Source organism: Oceanisphaera sp. W20_SRM_FM3 (genome assembly GCF_052119705.1).
Taxonomy (GTDB): Bacteria; Pseudomonadota; Gammaproteobacteria; order Enterobacterales; family Aeromonadaceae; genus Oceanimonas.
Map to the genome: position 1 here is coordinate 1 of NZ_JBGQOP010000033.1, position 25,147 is coordinate 25,147.

Here is a 25,147-nt window from a genome sequence, read left to right on the forward strand (position 1 = left end):
CGGGGCATTAGCTCAGTTGGTAGAGCAGTTGACTTTTAATCAATTGGTCGCAGGTTCGAATCCCGCATGCCCCACCATCTTCGTAAATTTTCTTCTGGTTACAAGCCTTTATTTATACCCCAAGCCGCGCTGCGGTTTTTTGCGTTTTTGTGGTTTAAATTAATGTGAGGAGTGAAGGGTGAAGTGGACAAGCGACAAATCTAACTGTCAGATAGTCTGTTATGTGTAATCTTTGTTTATGTCTTCTTCTTTCCCCTTCACTCTTTACGCTTCACCCCTTACCGTCACTCAAGCTAGATTTGGGTTACTCTGCCGGTCGCGTTATAATGTCGCTTCTTGACGCAATCCGGATGGAACACGGGAATCTGTTATGACTGAAGTTGTTGATATCTACGAATTTGACTATCCATTTCCCGCCAAGCCGGCTGCGCTGACGGTTGATCAGCAACGGGAACTGACAGAAGAAATTAAAGGACTACTGATCGCGCGTAATGCGGTGCTGGTGGCTCATTATTATACGGATCCTATTATTCAAGCGCTGGCCGAAGCGACAGGTGGTTGCGTGTCTGACTCCCTAGAAATGGCACGTTTTGGCAAAGAACATAACGCCAAGACGCTGATCGTGGCGGGTGTGCGTTTTATGGGGGAGACTTCAAAAATTCTCAGCCCAGAAAAAACCGTACTGATGCCGACCTTAGAAGCCGAGTGTTCGCTGGACTTAGGCTGCCCGGCTGATGAATTTACCGAGTTTTGCGATAATCACCCAGATCATACGGTCGTGGTGTATGCCAATACCTCGGCGGCGGTGAAAGCCCGAGCGGACTGGGTAGTGACCTCCAGCATAGCGTTGGAAATCGTCGAGCACTTGGATAGCGAAGGTCACAAGATTATTTGGGCGCCGGATCGCCATCTTGGCGCTTATATCGAAAAAGAAACCGGTGCCAAGATGTTGCGCTGGCAGGCGGCATGCATAGTGCACGACGAATTTCGCGCCAAGGCGCTAAAAGAACTAAAGGCACAGTACCCAGACGCGGCGGTTTTAGTTCACCCAGAGTCACCAGCCTCTGTGATTGCGCTGGCCGATGCGGTGGGCTCTACCAGCCAGCTGATTAAGGCCGCTCAAACGCTGCCTAACAAGAAGCTAATAGTGGCCACGGATCAGGGCATTTTTTATAAGATGCAACAAGCCTGCCCAGATAAGGAGCTGGTAGCAGCACCTACCGGTGGTAACGGCGGCACTTGCCGTAGCTGCGCTAATTGCCCCTGGATGGCGATGAATGGCCTCACCGCCATTCGTGATGCACTGCGCGATGGTGGTGCGACTCATGAGATACAGGTGGATGAAACCACACGTATTAAAGCCATGATCCCATTAGAGCGGATGCTGAATTTCGCCGCCGAGCTAAAAATGAAAGTGCAGGGGAATGCTTAAAAGAAATCGGTAAGCCATAAGCTTGAAGCTGTAAGTTAAAGCCAACCATAAGTTCAAAAACCTAATATAAAAAAGCGGCGCCGAGATGCTTCTTGGCGCCGCTTTTGTTTTAGTCTTCTAGCTTCTAGCTTCTAGCTTCTAGCTTCTAGCTTCTAGCTTCTAGCTTCTAGCTTCTAGCTTTCAGTTGTCCGTTATCGAGTTTCTTCGCCACCTAGGGCTTCGATAAGATCCGGTATAAATTGAGATAGCTCGCCGGTAACCAAGGCAAAGTCTGCATCAAAACGGGCGGCTACATCTTCATTAGTGACGTCGTCGTTTTGCTCGCGCAGCTCTTCAGAGAATTTTAAGCGTTTCACGCTCATGTCATCACTGAGCATAAAGCTCAGCGTTTCAGCCCAGTTTAGCGCCAATTTAGTCACCAGCTTATCGGCTTCTAAGTGCACCTTAATTTCTTCGCTCAACAAGTCGTGTTGCTTAGCGCGAATAATGCCGCCATGCTCCAGTGCCGAGCGTAGCTCTACTTCATCCTCTAATACGAAGCCGGCTGGTGCCGCACCTTCTTTCAACCATTCGGTCAGTGTTAGCTCTGGCGGCGTGATCATGGCCAGCGGTACCACAGGCAAAGAACCTATGGTTTTGCGCAGTAAGGCCAACAGATCTTCGGCGCGCTTGGCAGAGCTGGCATCTACGGCAATAAAGCCGTCTTTAGGATTGATCCAGGCGAAGGTCTGCTGAAAGCGGCTAAAGGCACGAGGCAGCAAATCGACGATGATTTCTTCTTTAAGGGCGTCTTTTTCTTTCTTCTTTAGTGCGCGTCCTTGCTCAATTTCGATGGCTTCGGCTTTTTCTGCCACCATGTCATTGATCACTGAGCCTGGCAGCATCTTGTCTTCTTTTTTTGCACACAACAAAATCTGCTCACCGGCCACGTGAATCATGGCTTGGCCGTGTTTACCCAGCGGAGAAACCCAACCAAATTTAGACTGTTCTTGGCTGCCACAAGGGGTAAAGGGCAGGGCTTCGAGCTGCTGTTCCAGATCTTCCAATGTCACATCAAACGGGCGAGTAAAACGATAAATCTGCAGGTTCTTAAACCACATAGCATCCTCGATTCGAACCACAAAAAATGCATTGTACTGCAAACTGGCTTTGTGATCAGGCTGACATTATCAAAGCACGCTTACCGATCTGGCTCACACTGCCTTATCAAAGACAGATGGCTCTGAGTTGAGCGCTATACACTGAGCAAAAAGCCTCGGAGAATTGCAATGATACGTGCCGCCAAGCCCTGTGATTACCAAGCTATTGAAGAAGTGTGGCTGCTTGCATCTTTACAGGCCCATGACTTTATTCCCGCCGCCTTTTGGTGGCAGCAGCAAGCCGCACTGCGCGCCCGCTATCTACCTAACGCTGAGATTTGGGTATGCGAGCGTGAGCAAGCAGTGCAAGGCTTCGCAGCCTTAGTTGATGACTATCTGGTGGCTTTATTTGTGCGTCCCGATTGCCAGCAGCAAGGCATAGGCCGGGCGCTGCTCGATTTTGCTAAACACTTGCGTGGCCAGTTATCGGTGCGTATGTATTGTGAAAATGACATAGCGATTAATTTTTATTTAAAACAGGATTTTATGGTCATCAAAGAGGGGACAGATATCGCCAGTGGCCAGCCTGAGCTGTATTTACGTTTTAGCGCCGCTCACGTCGCACCACCCATCTCAATATGCCAACATACCAAGCGTTGACTCCCTAATCTAATTTTCTGTCCTACGTTATACGCCCGCACTTTTTGCCCCCGCAATCCATGCCTCACACACCATACCTTCACACTCGCGCCTGCTTTTTTGGTGGCCTGTGTTTCGGGTATATATAGCGTTAGCCTTTCGCTTATTCAGGCAAAAATATTAACGCCAAACACAGAGCATGATGCGCCAAGGTGACAGCTGCTCGGGCCAGCTATCGAGAAAAGAGTAATTAATTCATAAAACTGTCACACTTACTGCCAATAATGGTCATACATAAGCAAGTCCTGTAAGGATGGTAAGATGACACGGAAAATACTGGTAGTAGAAGACGAAGTCGCCATTCGCGATATGTTGTGTTTAATACTCGAGCAAAAAGGCTTTAGTCCTGAGCCCGCCGCAGACTATCAACAAGCGCTCGACCTGCTTAAAGAACCCTATCCCGAACTTATTTTACTGGATTGGATGTTGCCCGGTGGCAGCGGTATTCAATTGATTAAACATCTGAAACAGCACGAGTTAACCCGGGATATTCCGGTGATCATGCTCACCGCTCGTGCCGAAGAAGAAGACAAGATCAGAGGCTTAGATGTGGGTGCCGATGATTACATCACCAAACCCTTTTCCCCCAAAGAGCTCACCTCACGCTTAAATGCGGTGCTGCGTCGTGTGGCACCCATGGCGGTCGATGAAGTGGTGGAGATGCAAGGTCTAAAACTGGATCCCGCGACGCACAGAGTCAGTGCCAATGAACAAACCCTAGAACTGGGGCCCACTGAATTTCGCTTATTACATTTTTTTATGACTCATCCGGAGCGAGTGTATAGCCGCGAGCAACTACTAAATAATGTGTGGGGCACCAACGTGTATGTGGAAGACAGAACCGTAGATGTGCATATTCGTCGCTTGCGCAACGCTATCTCCCTCGCCGGCCACGATCAGATGATTCAAACGGTACGCGGCGCCGGTTACCGTTTTTCCACACGCCTTTGAGCCGCTATCTTTGGGCATTTATTTTTGAGCGACTATCGGTGAGCAACTATCAGTGAATATGTATGCAATTAGCTGAATCTAACCCAGGTTGGTGGTGGCGCCTGCTGCTCTTTTACGGTGGCTTTGCGCTGCTCGGTCAACTATTGGCCGATATTACGCTTGGCCTGCTAGTCGGCACAGTCGGGCATTTATTGTGGCACTCACGATTTCAACGCAAGCTGGCCATCTGGTTATGGCGAGATCGCAGTTTGATCCCGCCCGAAGGTCAAGGCAGTTGGGAAGCTATTTTTAATGGTTTATATCGCTTACAGCTGCGCCAACGTGCGCGACGGCGCGAGCTGGCACGTTTGATACGTCGCTTTCGCCAAGGTGCAGAGGCGCTACCCGATGCTGCCGTGGTGCTCCGCCAAGATGGCAGCATTATTTGGTGTAATAAATTAGCCCAGCAGCTGTTGGGTTTTCGTTGGCCCGATGATGCGGGTCAGCACATTGGTAACTTGATCCGTGCGCCGCTGTTTATTGCTTATATGGATCGCGGCGCCTTTGAGGATCCGCTGGAGCTGTCGGCACCACAACGGGAACAAACGCTGCTGGAATTTCGTGTCATGAGTTACGTGGAAGATCAGCTGCTGCTGGTGGTACGGGATGTCACGCGACTGCGTAGCTTAGAGCAAGTGCGCAGCACTTTTGTGGCCAACGTATCCCACGAACTGCGCACGCCCCTAACGGTGCTTAAAGGTTATTTAGAAATATTAGAAGAGCCGCCAGAAGCTGCCATGTGGCAAAAAACGCAAGCCGTGATGCTCGAGCAAACACTGCGTATGGAAGCCTTGGTTAAACAATTGATGACCCTGACCCGCATCGAGGCTTCGAGCGCAGTAGCGGGGGAGCAAGTGATTGATCTTCCTGCCATGCTGGCTATGGTGGCGCTGGAAGCCAAGGCCTTAAGCGGTGAGAAAAGCCATGATCTATGTTTTGATATTGATGAGCAACTCTTGGTGTTAGGCGATCAGGAGCAAATGCGCAGTACGGTTTCCAATTTGGTGTATAACGCCATTCGCCATACTTCGGCCCACACCCGCATAGTGGTGGAATGGCGCCGAGTTGGGCAAGCCGCGCGCTTTGCGGTCACAGACTTAGGGGAGGGGATTGCACCTGAGCATCTAAATCGTCTCACTGAGCGCTTCTACCGCGTTGATAAGGCACGCAGTCGCCATACCGGTGGCTCAGGTTTGGGGCTGGCCATCGTCAAGCACGCATTGGCACATCATGACTCCCATCTAGACATTACCAGTCAACTGGGTAAAGGCAGCTGCTTTAGTTTTATGCTGCCTGAGCATCGCTTGCTCGCCAGAAAGCTTGAGGCTGAGAGCTAGTAGTGGAAAGAAAGGTGCCGAGTCAGCACGTTATTTATGTTAACTTCGGGCTTCCCGCTTGCTTTGCGCCTCAAGGTTTGGTCACTCGCCGAGTGTTGTCATGACATCGTCATAGTTCGTTAATTTGTTTGTCATATAAAACGGTAATACTGGCGACGTCTAAAGGAATGGAACTCAAACGGAGATAAGCATGAAACTGAATATCCTAGTTACAGCTCTTGGTTTAACGGCCGTTATGGCCTCTGCTAATGTGTTGGCTGCTGCAGATAGCGGCTTGGCTGATTACGAAAAAGTGAGTGGCGTATCGGGCAACTTGTCTTCAGTGGGTTCTGATACGCTAGCGAACATGGCAACCCTGTGGGGAGAAGCCTTTACTCGTTATTATCCGAACGTCAATATTCAGATCCAAGCCGCAGGCTCATCAACCGCACCGGCTGCACTCACCGAAGGTACGGCGCAGTTTGGGCCTATGAGCCGCGAGATGAAAAGCAATGAAATAGAAGCTTTTGAAAAGCGCTACGGCTATAAACCAACGGCGGTGCGCGTAGCCATAGATGCGTTGGCGGTATTCGTACATAAAGATAACCCGATTGAAGGCTTGAGCTTAGATCAGGTTGATGCGATTTTCTCCAGCACCTTAAGCTGCGGTAGTGCAGAGCCCATTACCCAGTGGGGACAAACGGGCCTAACCGGTGATTGGCAGGCGCGCGACATTCAGCTTTATGGTCGTAATTCGGTGTCAGGCACCTATGGCTACTTTAAAGACGAAGCCTTATGTAAAGGTGATTTCAAGAACAACGTGAATGAGCAGCCAGGTTCTGCCTCGGTCGTGCAATCTGTGTCTTCGTCATTAAATGCCATTGGTTACTCTGGCTTGGGCTATAGCACCTCAAGTGTGCGCTCTGTCCCCTTAGCCGAAGTAGGCTCCACAGATTATGTGGCGGCCAATGCGGAGAATGCCATCAGTGGTGATTACCCCTTATCGCGCTTCTTGTATGTCTACGTGAATAAGCATCCGAATCAGCCGCTGGGTCCAATGGAAACCGAATTTGTGAAGTTGATGCTGTCTAAGCAAGGGCAAGAGATAGTGAGTAAAGACGGTTATGTGCCGGTACCGGCCAGCGTTGCCAAAGCAGATTTGAAGAAATTAGGCTTATAAAATGTGTTTGTGTTGAGTGTTGTCTAGTACGAAAGTTCGTGAGTGAGTGTGTTATCTAGTTCGTCATTGTTGTTAGTTTTACCCGAGCTTAGGCTCGGGTTTTTTGCTTTTAGCAGTTTGGATATAGGTTGTCTATTTTGCGTTGCAATATAGAATTGCGTTTTGTCGCAACTTCAATCGCTATTGATGTTACAGAAGGATGTAATATGTAAAATTAGGTCACTAAATTCGGCGCTAAACGCTTCACTAAGCAATAAATAGCATCGAATGCCGCTGCTGCACCTTTTTTATTCCCGACAACTGTGGCTATATAGAGGGAGTTTAAGCACATGAGGTAGCGGTAGGAGCTAGCATGGAAATCAGAAAAATCCGCAGTGGTGAGGCCGGCAGCATTTGGCGTTTGCTCCACGATACCGTGCACCGCATTAATGATGCGGATTACAGCCATAAAGAACTGGTGGTGTGGGCTCCAGATGAATACGATGCGCCCCATTGGGTGAGTCGTTTTATTCGCACCCATCCGATAGTGGCGACCGAAGGTCGAGAGTTATTAGGTTTTGCCGAATTAGCCGATGATGGCCGCATCGATTTATTTTATGTACATCATGCCCATCAAGGCCAAGGCATTGGCCGCGCCTTAATGCAGCGCCTCAAAGCCGAAGCCGGCGCGCGCGGACTAGCTCGTCTCTATTGTGAAGCTAGCATTACCGCCAAGCCTTTTTTTGAGCGGGTAGGCTTTACCTTTATCGAGCAAAAACAGCTAGCGCGTAAAGGCGAGCAAGTACCCGTGCTCTTAATGGAAAGCAAAGTATAAGTTTTGAAGTAAGTTCAGCGCCGATTAACCCCAACAAAAACGCGACCTTTAAAGGTCGCGTTTTTGTTGGGGCTGCTTTATCTGTCCACTACTTATGTGACTTCCTACTGAGCAGTAACATAAAACCACGTACGTTACGCCGAACTACGTAACTAAAAAACAGGCAATAAAAAACCCACCTGAAGGTGGGTTTTTTATTTGATTTGGTCGGCGTGAGAGGATTCGAACCTCCGACCCCTAACACCCCATGCTAGTGCGCTACCAAGCTGCGCTACACGCCGAATCGCATGAAACTATATAAGGCCAAGTAAGAGTGCGCAAGCTCATTTTATGATTTTGAGTTCGTTTGCTGCTTTCTTGTGCGGTGCTGGTCATTTTCGTGCGTGTTAGCGGCAGGATTGGCTTTTTTTGTTTGTATAACGGGCATATGCTCCGTGAATAGCCGTGCTGTAAGCCTTATGATCTTGTTTGCTGCGTATTGTTTTCTGGCGCAAGGTATTTTGTCATACTAGGTGGCTGTTAGAGGCTACTACTGAATGAACGTATCTTTACCCATGAACTTATCTCTCCCTATGGATCATAACGATCTTCTTATTAATCTAAACGGTTCCACGATGAATCAAGTCGAACAAGACCAATATTGGATGCGCCAAGCCATGCTACTGGCGGCAAAGGCTGAGGCAGAAGACGAAGTGCCGGTCGGGGCGCTAGTGGTACATAATGGCCAATGTATCGGCCAGGGCTGGAATCGCTCCATTGGTCGACATGATGCGACGGCTCATGCGGAGATAATGGCGCTGCGCCAAGCAGGCCTGACCTTGGGTAATTATCGGCTGCTGGACTGTACCTTATATGTGACGCTGGAGCCGTGCATTATGTGCAGTGGCGCCATGATCCACAGTCGTATTGCACGATTAGTGTATGGCGCAGCGGATGCCAAAACCGGTGCCGTGGACTCTAATTTACAGCTGCTTGCCACGCCGGGCTTAAACCACAGAGTAAGCTGGCAGGCGGACGTATTAAGTGAAGACTGTGCCAGCCAACTGAGTGCTTTTTTTAAACGCAGACGCGCCGAGCACAAAGCGGCACGACTGCTAGCGCGCAGCAAACAAGATTAATAGTCCTTTACCAGTAAGGCTCCTTTCAGAACTGATCACTATTTTTCTGTGAGTTCAGTGGTGAATAGTTTTTAATCTTTGCTCAGTGCTCACTATGATCGCGACTGTCACAATTATTGTCACTGTCACATAGTTGTCATCTAACCTACCTACAATAGCGCCACTGGATATTTATCGAGGTGGACTATGTCAACCCAAACCCAAACCCAAGCCATTACCCTATCGGGCAGTCGTAAGCGCTGGTTAAAAGACCGCATAGCGCAAATAGGCGTGACCGCTGGCGGCATTTTGGTGCTGGTGGCCTTACTACTGATTTTCTTATATTTACTGTACGTGGTTAAACCCATCTTTGACCCGGTACGGGTTGAGCCTGGCGTCGAATTTAGTTTGTTGGATAAAGCTGCGCCTACACAAGCATTAAGTAAGACGGTGCTACTGGGCGTAGAAGAACAAAATGAGCTGGTATATCGCTTTGATGATGCCGGTCACGTCAGCTTTTATTCATTACCGCAGCAGGGCGAGTTAATCCACAGCCTAAATATCGGGCATGAGGTGACCAGTGTGGCGCGCAGCAGTAATAATATGGTCGCCTATGGCTTGGCTGAGGGCGGCGTTATGCTGCTAGCACCGAAATTTACCGTCAGCTATCCGGATAATATTCGCACCATAGAGCCGCAAGTGACCTTTCCGTTTGGCGAGCAGGCGTTAGTGGTGGATGAGCAGGGGCAAACCTTGACTCAACTGAGTGTGGCCAGCCAAGACCAAGACTTGTTGGTTGCGGCCATGACAGCGTCGGGCAAGGGGCTGCTGACGCGCTTTGCCGGCAAAGAAAACTTCATGACTGGCGAGCTGGAGCTTAATCGGACCCAAGTCGAGCTTCCCGGGTTGCCCGGTGACGTGGAGCAGTTGTTACTCACGCCCAACTTACGTTTCTTGTTTGCTCGTAGTGCTAATGAAGTTTATGTGTTTGATGTGCGCAACCTTAACAAAGTGGTACTGCGCAATGTGCTGACCATGAATGCCAAAGGCGCCAATATCAGCGACCTGAGCGTTTTATCGGGTGGTAACTCGCTGCTGGTGGCCAACGACAACGGTAAAATATCCCAATGGTTTGAAGTGGCGCGTGACGGTAAACGTGAATTCACCTTTATCCGCGACTTTACCGCCGAAGGGGGCGTCACGCAAATTGCCTCTGAGATAAATCGTAAAGGCTTTATTACTGCTTCGAGTAATGGCAGCGTGGATATCTTTCACACTACCGGTGGCTCACGACTGTTTTCTGCTCCCCTAGCCAGCTCTGCGGTGTCGGCGCTGGCTCTGTCGCCGCGTAATTCTATGTTGCTGATGCAAAGCGGCGACAAAGTGGTGACCTTCCATGTGGAAAACGATCACCCAGAAGTGACCATGAAGGCACTCTGGACCAAGGTCTGGTACGAAGGCTACCCAGAGCCGCAATATGTGTGGCAGTCCACCTCGGGCAGCAGTGACTTTGAGTCCAAGCTGAGCTTAGTGCCAATTTCCTTTGGCACGCTGAAAGCCGCCTTTTACGCTTTATTGTTTGCGGTGCCGATTGCCATCGCCGGTGCCGTGTATACCGCTTATTTTATGTCGTCGGGTCTGCGCAAAGTGGTGAAGCCCACGGTCGAGATCATGGAGGCGCTGCCAACCGTTATATTGGGCTTTTTGGCGGGCCTTTGGCTGGCGCCGTTAATTGAAAATCATCTGCCGGGCATGGTGATCTTGCTGGTGATGTTGCCGCTGTCTATTTTGCTGATGGCCTTTGCTTGGCACCATGCGCCTAAAAGCCTGCGAGATTTAGTGCCGGACGGTTGGCAGTGCATTATCTTGCTGCCGCTGGTGGTACTGGTTGGTTGGTTATCTTTCGCCTTAAGCCCTTGGGTAGAAAATTTGCTATTTGGCGGTAATGCCCGCAATTTTTTAACCAACGAGCTGGGCATAGGCTTTGATCAGCGCAACTCACTGGTGGTGGGTATCGCCATGGGCTTTGCGGTGATCCCCACTATTTTCTCCATTGCCGAAGATGCGGTGTTTTCGGTGCCGCGTCACTTAACTAACGGCTCACTGGCGCTGGGCGCAACTACGTGGCAAACGCTAACGCGAGTGGTGATGCTCACCGCCAGCCCAGGTATTTTCTCAGCAGTCATGATGGGACTTGGGCGAGCGGTGGGCGAAACCATGATAGTGCTGATGGCCACCGGCAACACGCCGGTTATGGATCTCAGCGTCTTTAGTGGTATGCGCACCTTGGCGGCCAATATAGCGGTAGAAATGCCGGAGGCCGAGGTGAACAGCTCGCATTATCGAGTCTTGTTCTTAGCCGCCTTCGTGCTGTTTATCTTCACCTTCTTGTTTAACACGGTTGCTGAGTTTGTACGCCAGCGACTGCGTGACAAATACAGTTCAATGTAGGGGCGGACCACATGAATAAATGGTTTAAATCGGGCGCACCTTGGATCTGGATGACGGGTGGCGCGGTCAGCGTCAGCTTAGTGGCGGTATTGGGTTTATTGTTGTTGATTGGCTGGCGCGGCCTGACCTTCTTTTGGCCGCACACTATTTATGAATGGCAGGCCAGCACGCCGGCCGGCGAGCGTTATCAGATAATCGGTGAAATTCATGACCGCGAGCAGGTGCCTTTGGCGCAGTTGCGTGGTGCGGGCATGACATTAGAAGGCGTGACCGCTGAGACCTTAACTCGGTATTTAATTAAAACCGGTAACCGTGAGTTTGTGCCACTGGATTTTCGCTGGTTATTAGAAACCGATATCGTCTCACGTATCGAGCCGGCTAACTTGGCAGTATTGGAACGCGCCAATAACGGCAACTTTTACGGTTACGTAGAGCAAGTGCTGGAAGACAAGAGTGCGGTTACTGCGGCAGATCAGGGCGAGCTGCGTGAACAGTTGGCGACTCGACTGGAGCGAGTGCAGGAACTCAATCGGCAGATGAAGTCTCTGCAAAGAGGCGACATCGGCGCCATTAACCATCAGCTAGAGAAGCTGCGCCTTAAGCAGCGCGGCTTAGAGCTAGAGGGTACTGCTACCGAGCAAGCTATTAATGAGATCCGCGCCCAAGAGCAACAGCTAAGAGCCGATTACCAAGTGTTGGAGCAGCAATTGTTTCAATTACGCGAGCAGGCGCGTCGAGATCAAGTGGTAGTGCGTGATATGCGCGGGCAGGCGGTGACGTTATCGCTGGGCGAAGTGTTAGATGCTACTTGGCCGAACGACATGAGTTTGTTTGCCAAGACGCTGCATTGGTTTTCAGAAATTGGTAAGTTTGTGAGTGGTGAGCCGCGCGAAGCCAACACCGAAGGCGGCGTGTTTCCCGCTATCTTTGGTACCGTCTTCATGGTGATCCTGATGGCGATTATCGTCACCCCCTTGGGCGTGGTGGCGGCGATTTATTTACACGAATATGCGGGCAAGAATAACCTGACCAAGATGATCCGCATTGCCGTGATCAATCTAGCTGGGGTGCCATCCATCGTCTATGGCGTGTTTGGCTTGGGCTTCTTCGTATATATGGTGGGGGGCTCGCTGGATCAGCTGTTTTATCCAGAGTCTCTGCCCACGCCTACCTTTGGCTCGCCCGGGGTGCTCTGGTCGGCACTGACATTGGCAATTTTAACCTTGCCGGTGGTGATCGTATCCACCGAAGAAGGCTTGTCGCGCATCCCCAGCTCGGTACGCCAAGGCTCACTGGCGCTGGGTGCGACCAAAGCAGAAACCTTATGGCGCATCGTGATCCCCATGGCAAGCCCCGCCATTATGACCGGCCTGATTTTGGCCATCGCCCGCGCGGCAGGCGAAGTGGCGCCCTTGATGTTGGTAGGTGTGGTGAAGTTAGCGCCTAATTTACCTGTGGATGGCAACTTTCCTTACTTGCATGTGGAGCGCAAATTCATGCACTTAGGGTTCCATATTTATGATGTAGGTTTTCAAAGCCCGAACGTAGAAGCGGCACGGCCCTTGGTTTACGCCACCTCCTTCTTACTGGTGACGGTAATTGTAGGCTTGAACTTAACGGCTATTGGTATTCGTAATCACCTGCGGGAAAAATTCCGCTCTCTTGACCAATAAGTTCGGCTCCATCGGACAGCTTATAGCCGCTGTACGCCATGCGCCCTACGTCAAAGTAAAACGGCGTACGGCGTGAGACGTAAAGCGTAAGACGCATGAACAGTTTGAGGTAATAACATTATGAACCTAGCCATTAAGCAAAACGTCAACCAAAGCCTAGCGCTTGAGACGAACGGCGTGAGTGATGCACAGACGGCATTGAACATTCGTGACCTTAATTTATTTTACGGTGACAAGCAGGCGCTATTTGACGTCAATATGAAGATTGCTAAAGGCCAAGTGACCGCCTTTATCGGGCCTTCTGGTTGCGGCAAGTCGACGCTGCTGCGCTGTATTAATCGCATGAACGATTTAGTGGATCATTGCCGCGTTGAAGGCGAGATCTTATTGCATGAACAAAATATCTATCACAAGAGTGTGGATGTGGCGGCGCTGCGTCGCCGAGTCGGCATGGTGTTTCAGCGGCCAAACCCGTTTCCGAAAACTATTTATGAAAATGTGGTGTACGGCTTACGGCTGCAAGGCATTAACGACCGCCGACGCCTCGATGAAGCGGTGGAGCGCTCGATACGCGGCGCCGCACTTTGGGATGAAGTGAAAGACCGCTTGCATGAAAATGCCTTTGGTTTGTCTGGCGGACAACAGCAACGCTTGGTCATCGCCCGTGCTATCGCCATAGAGCCAGAAGTGTTATTGCTCGATGAACCGACCTCCGCCTTGGATCCTATTTCGACCTTGGTGATCGAAGAGTTGATCCATACTCTGAAAGAGCAGTTTACGGTGGTGATAGTGACGCATAACATGCAGCAGGCGGCACGAGTGTCTGATAACACGGCATTTATGTATATGGGCGAGTTGATTGAGTATGCAGATACCAATACCTTGTTCACTACGCCGGCCAAGAAAAAAACCGAAGACTACATTACTGGCCGCTACGGATAAGGAAATCAGGGATGAATCAGCAAAAACTCAATAAACACATTTCTGGCCAGTTTAATGCCGAGCTGGAAGAGGTGCGCAATCAGGTGATGGTAATGGGTGGCTTGGTGGAGCAGCAGCTCACAGATGCCATTACTGCGATGCACAAACAAGACCTCGATTTGGCACGTTCAATCGTCAGTAAAGATAGCCAAGTAAATGCCCTAGAAGTGGCCATAGATGAAGATTGCACACGAATTATTGCGAAACGCCAACCCGCAGCGTCAGATTTACGACTAGTATTGGTGGTGTTAAAAACCATTACCGATCTGGAGCGCATCGGCGATGCGGCTAAGCGCATCAGTCGTATGGTGTTGGACAATGCGGAGCAGACGCAGCCACCATTAGTATCGATTGAGAACATGGGGCGGCGCGCGGTCAGCATGCTGCATCAAGGGCTGGATGCGTTTGCGCGTATGGACTTAACGGCGGCTATTGCGGTGCACAAGCAAGATGACCAGTTGAATCGAGATCATGAGTCTATCGTGCGTGAGCTGATGACCTTTATGATGGAAGATCCACGTTCCATACCGCAGGTATTGAAGGTACTTTGGTGTGTGCGCTCGTTAGAGAGAGTAGGGGACAGGGTGCAGCACTTATGTGAATACATTATTTATTATGTGAAAGGCAAAGATGTGCGCCATCGCAGTGATGAAGATATTTATAATTTACTGGACTGAACCAGAACTTTAACGCTTGGGTGGGTAATAAAATCGGTAGGCTGCACGGTGACGCGAGCAGGTAACCTTAACTTATAACGCATTAGCCATGAAGAAAGTGGGTGTAATTGTTAGCGAAAAATGAAATTTACCCCCTATAGACCCAATGATGCTGAGTTTGTGGTCAAATTATTTTTTATTTTTTAAGTTTCTATGTGGTTGAATTTAAACAGTTTTAACCGTGATTGTGAATGGTTATGCATAATTGTTATAGATTGCTCCGCCACTAATAGCAATTCATTTTTGCCTCTAGCTCATTACAAGGGGTAAACTATGCAACTAAGCGATTAGGGTTAGTGATCGGTCTTAAACACACTACTGACAACTAGAATAGAAGAAGAAACATATGACGGAACGTACTCACCTCGGCACTTTACAAGTTGCTACCGTTCTTCATGATCTGGTAGTAAATGAAATTCTTCCCGGTACTGGTGTTGAGCCAGCAGCATTTTGGGCGGGTATGGAACAAATCGTAAATGATTTGGCACCTAAAAACCGCGCTTTGCTAGAAAAACGGGAAAGCCTGCAACATCAAATCGATGCATGGCACAACGCCAATGCAGGTTCTGCGTTTGATGCGGCAACCTACAAAAAGTTCTTAACCGATATCGGCTATTTGTTGCCAGCGGTGGAAGACTTTAAAATTACCACCACCAATGTTGATGCTGAACTGGCTACCTTAGCTGGCCCGCAACTTGTGGTACCGGTAAATAATGCCCGCTTCGCGCTCAACGCCGCGAATGCTCGTTGGGGTAGCTTGTACGATGCGCTTTACGGCAGCGACGCTATTTCTGATAAAGACGGTGCAGAAAAAACCAAAGCCTTCAACCCAGTTCGCGCCGCTAAAGTTATCGCTTGGGGTCGCAATTTGCTGAACCAAGCAGCACCTTTGGCTGTGGGCAGCCATGCAGATGCCGTCGCTTATAAAGTGGTTGATGGTGCACTGCAGGTAGCGCTGGAAAATGGCGAACTGACGAGCTTGGCTGATACAGCCAAGTTTGTGGGTTATAAGGGCGACACCAATGCGCCCAGCTCGGTATTGATCCGTAACAACGGTATCCATATCGAACTGCAGTTTGACCGCAATAGCCAAGTGGGTGCCACCGACAAAGCCGGCATCAAAGACTTGGTATTAGAATCTGCGCTTTCGACCATCATGGACTGCGAAGACTCTATCGCTGCAGTCGATGCTGAAGATAAAGTTGCCGTGTATCGCAATTGGCTGGGCCTGATGAAAGGCACCCTGACCGAGAAGATAGTAAAAGGCGACAAAGAAACCATCCGCAGCATGAATCCAGACCGCGAATATTTGTCTCCAAACGGTGAAGCTTTCCGTTTGCATGGCCGCAGCCTGTTGTTCGTGCGTAACGTGGGTCACCTGATGACCAACGAAGCGGTGTTGGACAAAGACGGCAATGAAGTACCAGAAGGTATTATTGACGCTTTGGTTACCAGCCTAATTGCCATTCACGATTTGAAAGGCAACAGCGAGTTCCGTAACTCGCGCACCGGCAGCGTGTATATCGTTAAACCTAAGATGCACGGTCCTGAAGAAATTGCCTTTGCTTGTGAGCTGTTTGCTCGCACCGAGCAGGTGCTGGGCTTGAGCCTGAATACCTTGAAAGTGGGTATTATGGACGAAGAGCGTCGCACCAGTGCCAACCTTAAGGCCTGTATCGCCCAAGCTAAAGAGCGCGCCGTGTTTATTAACACCGGCTTCCTCGACCGTACCGGTGATGAAATTCACACCAGCATGGAAGCGGGCCCAGTCGTGCGCAAAGGTAATATGCGCAAGCAAGCTTGGATCAGCGCCTACGAAAATAACAACGTAGATGTGGGTTTGGCTGCAGGTCTGCAAGGCAAGGCACAAATCGGTAAAGGCATGTGGGCTATTCCAGATAAAATGGCCGAAATGCTCGACACCAAAATTGTGCATCCGCTAGCCGGTGCTAACACCGCTTGGGTTCCTTCGCCAACTGCAGCTACTTTGCATGCCACCCATTACCATCAGGTAAATGTGCGTGAGCGTCAAGATGAGCTGAAGTCTCGCGAGCTCGCAAGCTTAGATGCGCTGTTGACTATTCCTTTGCTGACTCAAAAAGCCAAAGACAGCCTGACTGCAGAAGAGATCCAAAACGAACTGGATAACAACGCTCAGGGTATCTTGGGTTATGTAGTGCGCTGGATTGACCAAGGTGTGGGTTGTTCTAAAGTGCCAGACATCAACAACGTCGGCCTGATGGAAGATCGCGCTACCTTGCGTATTTCGGCTCAGCACATTGCTAACTGGCTACGTCACGGTATTTTGACTGAAGAGCAAGTGATGGAGTCCATGAAACGCATGGCCGCTATCGTTGACCAGCAAAACGCCGGTGATGCTTTGTATACCAATATGGCACCTAACTTTGACGGCATCGCCTTTAAAGCGGCCTGTGACTTGGTACTTGAAGGTCGCACTCAGCCAAGTGGTTATACCGAACCATTGCTGCACGCCTATCGTCGTAAGCTGAAAGCCCAACAGGCTTAAAGAAACTGTGATTTCTCGGTTCTACCCGAGACACTGACGATAACAAAAATCCCCGGCTCTGCTGGGGATTTTTTTAACCTGCGTATTTAACTTTTTCCTAATCGCTTATGGTCATGAGTTGGCGCATTTAGTGCAAGCCTGTTTACCGCCGCTACTAAACCTCAGTTTTATCACGTCTTACACACTCATTTACCGTATGCTCTGTTTAGTCAGTGTGATTACTGTCATTCTAAACTGGTATTTAATCTTTCATTATTACGTTAATCATCACCACTCCACTCACTCAAACGAATAAGGTTGGCATGCTTACACGTTTAGTTATTTCGCTTTCCGCGTTAATTTTCAGTGTCTTCTTACTCATGGGCGGCAACACTTTTGTGATGACGCTGCTCGGCGTTAACTTAGGTCTTAAGGGCGTCGAGCCACGGCTGATTGGTAGCATTATGGTCTGCTACTCAGTGGGTTTCGTATTAGGCTCTTTATATGGTCCTAGAGTCATTAAGCGAGTGGGGCATATTCGAGCCTTTGCCGTATTTAGTGCCTTCTTGGCCAGCTCGACGCTGATATTTCCGCTCACCGATAGCATCTTGCTGTGGGCTTTATTACGGGCCTTGAGTGGTATAGCCGTGGCTGGTTGCTTTATCGTTATTGAAAGCTGGTTTAGCGCCGTGGCCAGTAATGATAATCGCGCCACCTTGTTTTTTTCCTACCAAATTTGTACCTATTTAGCGGCCACCGTCGGCCAGCTATTAATCGGTTTTATCGATCCCATGGCGTATATCCCCTTTACGCTGGGGGCCATAGTACTGATCGCCGCCTTAGTGCCTTTGTCTCTGAGTCGCATGAGTGCGCCGACCATAGAGCATAACGAGCGCATTAGCGTGAAGGCCATCATTAAAGAGGCCCCAGTGGGCTTATTGGCGGCGCTGTGTAGCGGCATGTTGATCAGCAGTTTTTACGCCATGGCGCCGGTATATGCGATTCAAGTGGGCCTTAAGGTGGAACAATTATCCTACTTTATGGCCGCGTCCGTGTTTGCCTTTATTCTATTCGCCTTGCCGCTGGGGCGCTTATGTGACCGCTTAGATCGTAGCAAGATAATGGTATGGATTAATGGCTTAGTGTTTTTAAGTGCGCTGGGTGTGGTGTTTGTCGGGCCTTTTCATCTGGGCTTTTTAATTGGCTTTTCGGCGCTCTACATGGGCATGGTGGCGGCTATCTATCCGGTGGCGGTGGCTATTACCAATGACCGCATGGAGGCCCAACATATAGTGGCGGCCAGCACTACCTTATTGCTGAGCTATGGCTTAGGCAGCTCCTTGGGCCCGCTGTTTAGCTCCAGCATGATGGCTTGGTTTGGCGCTCAAGGCTTGTATTATGGCTGTGGTGCTATCGCGCTCTTGTTAGGCTCTTATACGTGGATGTGGAGTTTGAGATCTCGGGTGGTGGAAGTGGAAGATCAGGCACAATATATCCCCAGTACCGCCGAAACTGTGGGTGTGATCGCCGAGCTGGATCCGCGAAATGAAGAGTTTATCGATGTGCCCGAGGAGGAGATTTACCCGCATTTAGAGGCAGAAGAAATTGCTCAAGCACAAGCCAGCCAAATGGAACTGGATTTGCCTGAGCCTGAGCTTGAAGTGGGTGAAGAGGAGTCCATTTTGGTACCTCATTGATGGTAACAAACAGCGAGTCGGGGCATGTTTAGCTCTTTGTTTGGCTAGACGGCACGGGTGTGGCTATGCTCAAGAGGCTTGATACTGTCATATTGGTGTCAATTTAAGGTGTTAGGCTGGCATTTCAGCAGTGAGGCTGGTGGTGATAAACCAGAATGATGAAAGGGTCAGCTAATAACACTGCTCAATCACATGAGGGCCACATAATGGAATATGTCGCACAAAAAAATACCGCTTCGTTAGACCTAACACCTTGCCAATGGAGTGCAGACGATTGTTATCCCGCTACTTTGCTGTGTTGGTTACACCAACAGGCACAGCCCTTAACCGAGCTGCTAGTCCCTGATTTTCAAGAACTAGAGGTCGTTTAACCGTCATTTTAGTGCCGAACCCAGCGGTATTTTCCGCTGGGTGCTCGTTATTGACACGCATCTCAACCACAGCCATTCCCCTTGCTTTCAATCCCCGTTAAACTTGAGACTTGAATATGGCGCCAAGCGATGAGCTTGGCGCACCTTTTGCCGCGTTTTAGCCGCACTTTTTCTGCACTATGCGCTCAGTAGGAATCTAACCCCATGATCAGAGTCGCCATTAATGGCTATGGCCGTATCGGCCGCAGTATATTACGGGCTTTTTATGAGCGCGGACTGCAGCAGCACCTAAAAATTGTGGCTATCAATGAGCTGGCCGAGCCCGAGGCCATGGCGCACCTCACCCGTTATGACTCCAGTCATGGCCGCTTTGGTGAAGAAGTGATGCTGTTACCCGGCGCGCTTGAGATTGCCGGTGACGTGATTAAGCTTTGCCATGAGCCGGATCCCGCTAAATTACCTTGGCGTGAGCTGGGCGTGGATTTGGTGCTGGAATGCACGGGCGTGTTGTCGAGCCGCCGCGATGCTGAGCGCCACTTAAGTGCCGGTGCCAAGAAAGTCTTGTTCTCTCATCCAGGGGATAACGACTTAGATGCCACTATCGTATATGGCGTAAATCATCAGCTGTTGACGGGCCGCGAGACGATGATCTCTAACGCCTCTTGTACTACCAATTGCGTGGTGCCGGTTATCGAAACGCTGCACCGGGTGTTTAATATTAAATGCGGTAATATCACCACCATTCACTCGGCGATGAACGACCAACAAGTGATCGATGCCTATCACTCGGATTTGCGCCGTACTCGCGCCGCCAGTCAGTCGATTATTCCAGTCGATACCAAGCTGGCCAAGGGCGTGGAGCGCATCTTGCCCCATTTTGCCGGCAAATTCGAAGCCATCTCAGTTCGGGTGCCCACCATTAACGTCACCGCCATGGACCTAAGCGTGCTAGTAGAGCACAAGGCCACGGTAGAGGCGGTGAATCAAGTGTTGCGTGAGGCGGCTCTTGGCTCACTGCGTGGTATCTTGGGCTACACAGAGGCGCCCTTGGTGTCTGTGGATTTTAACCACGACCCGCATTCGTCGATTATCGATGGCACGCAGACCCGCGTCAGTGACGCTAACCTAATCAAGATGCTGATGTGGTGTGATAATGAATGGGGCTTTGCTAACCGTATGTTGGATACCAGCTTGGCTTGGTTTAGCGCCGAGCAGCTTGCTTTAAAATAAGTCTACTTAAAACACCTTCACTATTTTTACATTTATATCGTTAACCTTTAGACCGCCAACACTTAACCGCAATCAGAACAAAGGACGCCTTAATGTCTGTCATTAACATGAATGAGCTCGATTTATCCCATAAGCGAGTGCTGATCCGTGCCGATTTAAACGTGCCCATAAAAGATGGCGTGGTCAGCTCGGACGCGCGTATTCTGGCTTCCTTGCCCACCATTAAGGCCGCATTAGCGCAAGGCGCTAAGGTGATGGTGACGTCGCATTTAGGGCGCCCGACAGAAGGCGAGTTTGCGGCTGAGTTTTCACTGCAGCCGGTGGTGGATTACCTACAAAAAGCCTTGCCGGTGCAGGTGCGCTTAGCCAGCGATTATTTAAATGGTTTGGAGCTTGTTGAACAAGAGCTGGTGGTGCTTGAAAACGTGCGCTTTAACGTCGGTGAGAAAAAAGACGACGAGAGCTTAGCGCGCCAATATGCGGCCCTGTGTGATGTGTTTGTGATGGATGCCTTTGGTACCGCGCACCGCGCTCAAGCTTCTACGCACGGCGTGGCAAAATTTGCCGCCATCGCCTGTGCCGGCCCTTTGTTATCAGCTGAATTGGCAGCCTTAGCCAAAGCACTCGACAACCCGGCACGGCCGCTAGTGGCGGTAGTGGGCGGTTCTAAAGTCTCCACTAAGTTGACTGTGCTAGAGTCCCTGTCCCAGATCGCTGATCAGTTGGTAGTGGGTGGCGGTATTTCTAATACCTTTGTCGCCGCGGCTGGCCATAACGTGGGCAAGTCTTTATATGAAAAAGACTTGATCCCAGAAGCACAGCGCTTAATGGCCAAGTGCGCGATTCCGTTGCCGACCGATGTGCGCACCGCCACCGAATTTTCTGACACCGCAGTGGCGACCGTAAAAGACGTGTCTGAAGTGCAAGATAACGAGCTAATCTTTGATCTCGGTGATGAGTCCGCAGCAGTGCTGGCTGAAATTTTGAGAAATGCTAAAACCATTATTTGGAATGGCCCAGTTGGCGTATTTGAGTTTGAAAATTTCCGTGCCGGCACCGAAATTATCGCGAAAGCGATAGCTGAGAGCGACGCCTTTTCCATTGCTGGCGGTGGTGATACCTTAGCGGCCATCGACTTATTCGGCATTAAAGACCAGATTTCCTATATTTCGACCGGTGGTGGTGCCTTCTTAGAATTTGTTGAAGGTAAAACTCTGCCCGCCGTGGCCATGCTTGAGCAAAGAGCCAAAGGCTGAACTTAATTTCGATATAGATTTATCTCGGCTGCGCTTGAGTGCGGCCGTTTATGCATTAGAGAGGAGCAAATAATGTCTCAGAAAATTTTAGACGTGGTAAAGCCAGGTGTGGTGTGTGGTCATGATATGCAAAAAATCTTTGCCATTGCCAAGGAAAGTGAGTTTGCGCTGCCTGCGGTAAACGTAGTCGGTACCGACTCAGTAAATGCGGTATTAGAAGCCGCAGCCAAGGTTAAAGCACCTGTCGTAGTGCAGTTTTCTAACGGCGGCGCCGCTTTTTATGCTGGCAAAGGTTTAAAAATGGAAGGTCATCAGGCTGCGATTTTAGGCGCCATCTCGGGTGCACATCACGTGCATGCCATGGCTGAGGCCTACGGTATTCCGGTGATTTTGCACACGGATCACGCGGCGAAAAAACTGCTGCCTTGGATCGATGGTTTGTTAGACGCGGGCGAAAAGCACTTTGCCCAAACCGGTAAGCCGTTGTTTAGCTCACATATGATCGACTTGTCTGAAGAAAGTCTGGAAGAAAATATCGAGATTTGTAGCCAATATCTGGCGCGCATGAGCAAAATCGGCATGACGCTGGAAATTGAGCTGGGTTGCACCGGAGGCGAAGAAGACGGCGTTGACAACACCAGCATGGACAGCTCACTGCTCTACACTCAGCCAGCAGACGTGGCCTACGCCTATGAAAAACTGAGCGCTATCAGTGATATGTTCACCATTGCCGCTTCATTTGGCAACGTGCATGGTGTGTACAAGCCGGGTAACGTTAAGCTAACGCCGAAGATTTTAGATAACTCACAAAAATATGTGTCTGAAAAATTTGGTCTGCCGGCTAAGTCGCTGGACTTCGTGTTTCACGGCGGTTCAGGTTCTTCTGCGGCAGAGATCAAAGAATCCATCGGTTATGGTGTGGTAAAGATGAATATCGACACAGATACCCAGTGGGCGACGTGGGCAGGCGTGATGGATTACTACAAAGCCAAGCAAGACTATTTGCAAGGCCAAATTGGTAACCCAGAAGGCGACGATAAGCCGAACAAAAAATATTACGACCCGCGCGTTTGGTTACGCGAAGGCCAAAATCAGATGATAGCGCGATTAGAACAGGCATTTACCGAGTTAAATGCGATTAACGTATTGTAATCTAAGAGTTTAAGTTTGTAGCATACAAATACCGACCCAGCGTCGGTATTTTTTTAACCATTTTTTACTAAACCGTTCTAAAAAGTAGGAGTATCGACTAATAAAAAGGCATCTTGCTGTCGATTTATACCAATGGATGGTTTCATTTGTTCCCGCTACTATGATTAGTAATGAGATTGTCTAATAAAAATAGTGACGGGAGTATTTATGGAACAGATACAAGCGACTGCAACTGTGACGCAACTGGTTGGTAAAGCATTTGTGTTGCATGCTAACGGCGAGAAGGTAGCGCTGCAGCAAGGAGATACTTTACTTCCCGGCACTATTATTATGACGGAGTCCGGCTCTAACGTTGTGGTGCAAGGCTCCGACTTTACGCTGGAGCTCAACGAAGATAGCTTGACTGAAATACCCAAAGAGTCATTAGAGAACGCTCAAGCCCCCCAAATTCTAGATACAGCCAGTGACGAAGTTGCCGCTTTACAGGCCGCGATATTAGACGGCCAAGATCCTACCCAAGCCTTTGAAGCCACCGCAGCCGGTGCTCCCGATGCGGGCGCAAATCCAGGCGGGCCTAACGACGGCAGCGGCAACGGCGGTTTCGTACAAATATTGCGTACCGGCAATGAACGGATTGCCGAAGCGGGCTTTGATACCTCCGTGGCTTTTCCAACATTAGAAAATACCGATTTTTTTAATGCGTTAGACCAGACTATTCTTGTAGGCGATGTAACTTCACCAACACAACCATTAGAAATCATTCCTACATTAGGCATCAATGATGTATTAGTTGGTGAAGGCAATGAGGCAGTTTTCATTGTGATCCTATCTAACTCAGTTACGACAACGAGTAATGTTACATTTACGTTAACTCCGGGTAGCGCAAGTTTTGCTGACCTTTGGGCTGATGGCGTACCTTGGCAAGTAACCGTGAATGGCGCGACTGTTAACGTAAATGCAGATGGCACTTTTGTGGCGGCCGTACCTGCAGGTACTACTAGCCTCAACGTTGGCGTACCGACCTTTAATGACAACGTATTTGAAGGAGAAGAAAGCTTCACGTTAACTGGCGTGTTATCAGGCACGGTTAATGGTGTTGGTTTTAACGGTATCACTGCGACCGGCAACGGTGTGATTGTGGATGATGGCCGTGAGCTACCGGTAGATCCGACGGACCCAGAAGGCCCGACAACACCTGCCGATGATGACCGTCCGACTTTGGCCATCAATAACGTGACTGTAAGTGAAGGTGACGAAGCCGTGTTTACCGTGACCTTGTCTAATCCAGTGGACAGCGACAGCGAGTTAACCTTTACCTTAGAGCCTGGCACCGCAGGGTTTGATGATCTGTGGGCAGGAAACGAGCCTCGTGAAGTGACCGTGACCATCGATGGTGTGGAACAAACCGCGACAGTGGATGCGCAAGGTAACTTTAGCGTGACCGTACCGGCGGGCAGCACCAGCCTTACCGTCGGTGTCCCGACGTTTGATGACAATGTGTTTGAAGGTAAAGAAGGCTTTACGCTGAAAGGTGACTTATCCGGTACCGTCAACGGTGTGGGTTTCTCCGGCATTACTGCGACCGGCAACGGCCTGATTGTGGATGATGGAACAGGACCGGGTCCTGATCCAGACAACGACACGCCAGTAATCCAGATCAGCAATGCAGGCACCGTTAACGAAGGCGGTGATGCGGTCTTTGATATCACGTTGACTCATGAGGTTGATGCTGAGACCACGATTACGCTGGACTTAACTCACGGAGATACCAACGGCGCAGACTTTGCGCTGGTGGATGGTAAGCCGACGGTCACCATTAACAACGCTGCTGTGACAGTAACCGCTAATGGGGATGGTACGTTTAGCTTCACGGTGCCAGCCAATACGGCTAATGGTATTCAAGTCACCTTGCCGACAACGGACGACAGTGTATTTGAAGGCTCAGAGGACTTTGAGCTTGCGGCGACCCTTACCGGCAGCACCGCCAATGGCACTGATTTGCCTGCCGGTATTACGGCGACAGGCAACGGCATCATTACCGACGCCACCGGGGAAGGTAACGATGTGCCGACGCTGACGGTAGCGGATGCGGGCACCGTGATCGAAGGCAGCACCGCCAGCTTCGCGGTGAGCCTGGATAAAGCGGTGGACAATGACACCACCTTAACCTTCCAGCTAAGCGGTCAAGCCACTGCGGCCGATGTGGGCACGCCCAGCGTGACCTTGAACGGCGTTGCGGTGACCGTGACGGCGGTTGCGGGCGGTGGCTTCAGTGTGAACGTGCCGGCGGGCACCACCTCGGGCTTGGTGGTCAGCGTGCCGACCCTTAATGACACGGTATTTGAAGGCGCTGAATCCTTGGTGTTAACCGGCACCTTGTCTGGCAGCACCGCCAGCGGCACTGTATTACCGAGCACCATTACCGACAGCGGCAACGGCATCATTACCGACGCCACCGGGGAAGGTAACGATGTGCCGACGCTGACGGTAGCGGATGCGGGCACCGT

General features: G+C 50.2%; 19 protein-coding genes and 2 tRNA genes. 19 read left to right on the forward strand and 2 right to left on the reverse strand.

Annotated features, from left to right (window positions below; genetic code table 11):
* Position 1 precedes the first annotated feature (1 nt).
* Both ACEN2G_RS13505 and nadA read left to right on the forward strand, forming a co-directional pair.
* Positions 2-77: transfer RNA gene (locus ACEN2G_RS13505), tRNA-Lys, on the forward strand.
* A gap of 293 nt (positions 78-370) precedes the next feature.
* Complete coding sequence (gene nadA, locus ACEN2G_RS13510; protein WP_442022414.1) at positions 371-1,432, forward strand: quinolinate synthase NadA; 1,062 nt, start codon at positions 371-373, stop codon at positions 1,430-1,432.
* A 191-nt stretch (positions 1,433-1,623) separates the two neighbouring features.
* Here nadA and rdgC read toward each other — a convergent pair whose 3' ends face one another.
* The gene (gene rdgC / locus ACEN2G_RS13515; protein ID WP_442022416.1) at positions 1,624-2,532 is read right to left on the reverse strand and encodes a recombination-associated protein RdgC; all 909 of its coding nucleotides are present in this window, start codon (positions 2,530-2,532) and stop codon (positions 1,624-1,626) included.
* A 168-nt stretch (positions 2,533-2,700) separates the two neighbouring features.
* Between rdgC and ACEN2G_RS13520 the strand changes: the two genes are divergently transcribed.
* From ACEN2G_RS13520 to ACEN2G_RS13540, 5 genes are all read left to right on the forward strand, one after another.
* Positions 2,701-3,171 (forward strand): GNAT family N-acetyltransferase, encoded by a 471-nt coding sequence (locus ACEN2G_RS13520; RefSeq protein ID WP_442022418.1) that lies wholly within the window; start codon positions 2,701-2,703, stop codon positions 3,169-3,171.
* A 300-nt stretch (positions 3,172-3,471) separates the two neighbouring features.
* Positions 3,472-4,161: a phosphate regulon transcriptional regulator PhoB gene (gene phoB, locus ACEN2G_RS13525; protein WP_442022420.1), complete on the forward strand. Its 690-nt coding sequence runs from the start codon at positions 3,472-3,474 to the stop codon at positions 4,159-4,161.
* A 62-nt stretch (positions 4,162-4,223) separates the two neighbouring features.
* Positions 4,224-5,537, forward strand: coding sequence for a phosphate regulon sensor histidine kinase PhoR (gene phoR, locus ACEN2G_RS13530; RefSeq protein WP_442022422.1), 1,314 nt, complete (start codon positions 4,224-4,226; stop codon positions 5,535-5,537).
* Positions 5,538-5,727: 190 nt separating this feature from the next.
* A complete protein-coding gene (locus tag ACEN2G_RS13535) occupies positions 5,728-6,696 on the forward strand; it encodes a PstS family phosphate ABC transporter substrate-binding protein (protein WP_442022424.1) in 969 nt (322 codons plus the stop codon).
* 352 nt (positions 6,697-7,048) lie between these two features.
* Entirely contained in the window at positions 7,049-7,510 is a 462-nt protein-coding gene (locus tag ACEN2G_RS13540) for a GNAT family N-acetyltransferase (RefSeq protein ID WP_442022426.1), read from the forward strand.
* Positions 7,511-7,714: 204 nt separating this feature from the next.
* Here ACEN2G_RS13540 and ACEN2G_RS13545 read toward each other — a convergent pair.
* Positions 7,715-7,791 (reverse strand) — tRNA-Pro (locus tag ACEN2G_RS13545).
* Positions 7,792-8,124: 333 nt separating this feature from the next.
* Here ACEN2G_RS13545 and tadA point away from each other — a divergent pair.
* The 12 genes from tadA to ACEN2G_RS13605 form a co-directional block, all read left to right on the forward strand.
* Positions 8,125-8,628 carry a tRNA adenosine(34) deaminase TadA gene (tadA, locus tag ACEN2G_RS13550; protein ID WP_442022428.1) on the forward strand — a complete coding sequence of 168 codons (504 nt, stop codon included), beginning with the start codon at positions 8,125-8,127 and terminating at the stop codon, positions 8,626-8,628.
* 186 nt (positions 8,629-8,814) lie between these two features.
* Positions 8,815-11,058, forward strand: coding sequence for an ABC transporter permease subunit (locus ACEN2G_RS13555; RefSeq protein WP_442022430.1), 2,244 nt, complete (start codon positions 8,815-8,817; stop codon positions 11,056-11,058).
* 11 nt (positions 11,059-11,069) lie between these two features.
* The gene (gene pstA, locus ACEN2G_RS13560; protein ID WP_442022432.1) at positions 11,070-12,731 is read left to right on the forward strand and encodes a phosphate ABC transporter permease PstA; all 1,662 of its coding nucleotides are present in this window, start codon (positions 11,070-11,072) and stop codon (positions 12,729-12,731) included.
* 120 nt (positions 12,732-12,851) lie between these two features.
* Entirely contained in the window at positions 12,852-13,673 is an 822-nt protein-coding gene (pstB, locus tag ACEN2G_RS13565; RefSeq protein ID WP_442022434.1) for a phosphate ABC transporter ATP-binding protein PstB, read from the forward strand.
* Positions 13,674-13,684: 11 nt separating this feature from the next.
* Positions 13,685-14,389 carry a phosphate signaling complex protein PhoU gene (gene phoU, locus ACEN2G_RS13570; protein WP_442022436.1) on the forward strand — a complete coding sequence of 235 codons (705 nt, stop codon included), beginning with the start codon at positions 13,685-13,687 and terminating at the stop codon, positions 14,387-14,389.
* A gap of 385 nt (positions 14,390-14,774) precedes the next feature.
* Positions 14,775-16,955, forward strand: a complete 2,181-nt coding sequence (locus ACEN2G_RS13575; RefSeq protein ID WP_442022438.1) for a malate synthase G — start codon at positions 14,775-14,777, stop codon at positions 16,953-16,955.
* Between the two features lie 302 nt (positions 16,956-17,257).
* Complete coding sequence (locus ACEN2G_RS13580; RefSeq protein ID WP_442022440.1) at positions 17,258-18,631, forward strand: MFS transporter; 1,374 nt, start codon at positions 17,258-17,260, stop codon at positions 18,629-18,631.
* Positions 18,632-18,837: 206 nt separating this feature from the next.
* Complete coding sequence (locus tag ACEN2G_RS13585; RefSeq protein ID WP_442022442.1) at positions 18,838-19,002, forward strand: hypothetical protein; 165 nt, start codon at positions 18,838-18,840, stop codon at positions 19,000-19,002.
* Between the two features lie 204 nt (positions 19,003-19,206).
* Positions 19,207-20,232, forward strand: coding sequence for an erythrose-4-phosphate dehydrogenase (gene epd, locus ACEN2G_RS13590; protein ID WP_442022444.1), 1,026 nt, complete (start codon positions 19,207-19,209; stop codon positions 20,230-20,232).
* Positions 20,233-20,324: 92 nt separating this feature from the next.
* On the forward strand, positions 20,325-21,488 hold the full coding sequence (locus tag ACEN2G_RS13595) for a phosphoglycerate kinase (protein WP_442022446.1): 1,164 nt from the start codon (positions 20,325-20,327) through the stop codon (positions 21,486-21,488).
* Positions 21,489-21,560: 72 nt separating this feature from the next.
* A complete protein-coding gene (gene fbaA / locus ACEN2G_RS13600; RefSeq protein ID WP_442022448.1) occupies positions 21,561-22,640 on the forward strand; it encodes a class II fructose-bisphosphate aldolase in 1,080 nt (359 codons plus the stop codon).
* Between the two features lie 207 nt (positions 22,641-22,847).
* The coding region (locus tag ACEN2G_RS13605; RefSeq protein ID WP_442022450.1) for a retention module-containing protein at positions 22,848-25,147 on the forward strand (2,300 nt) is incomplete at its 3' end.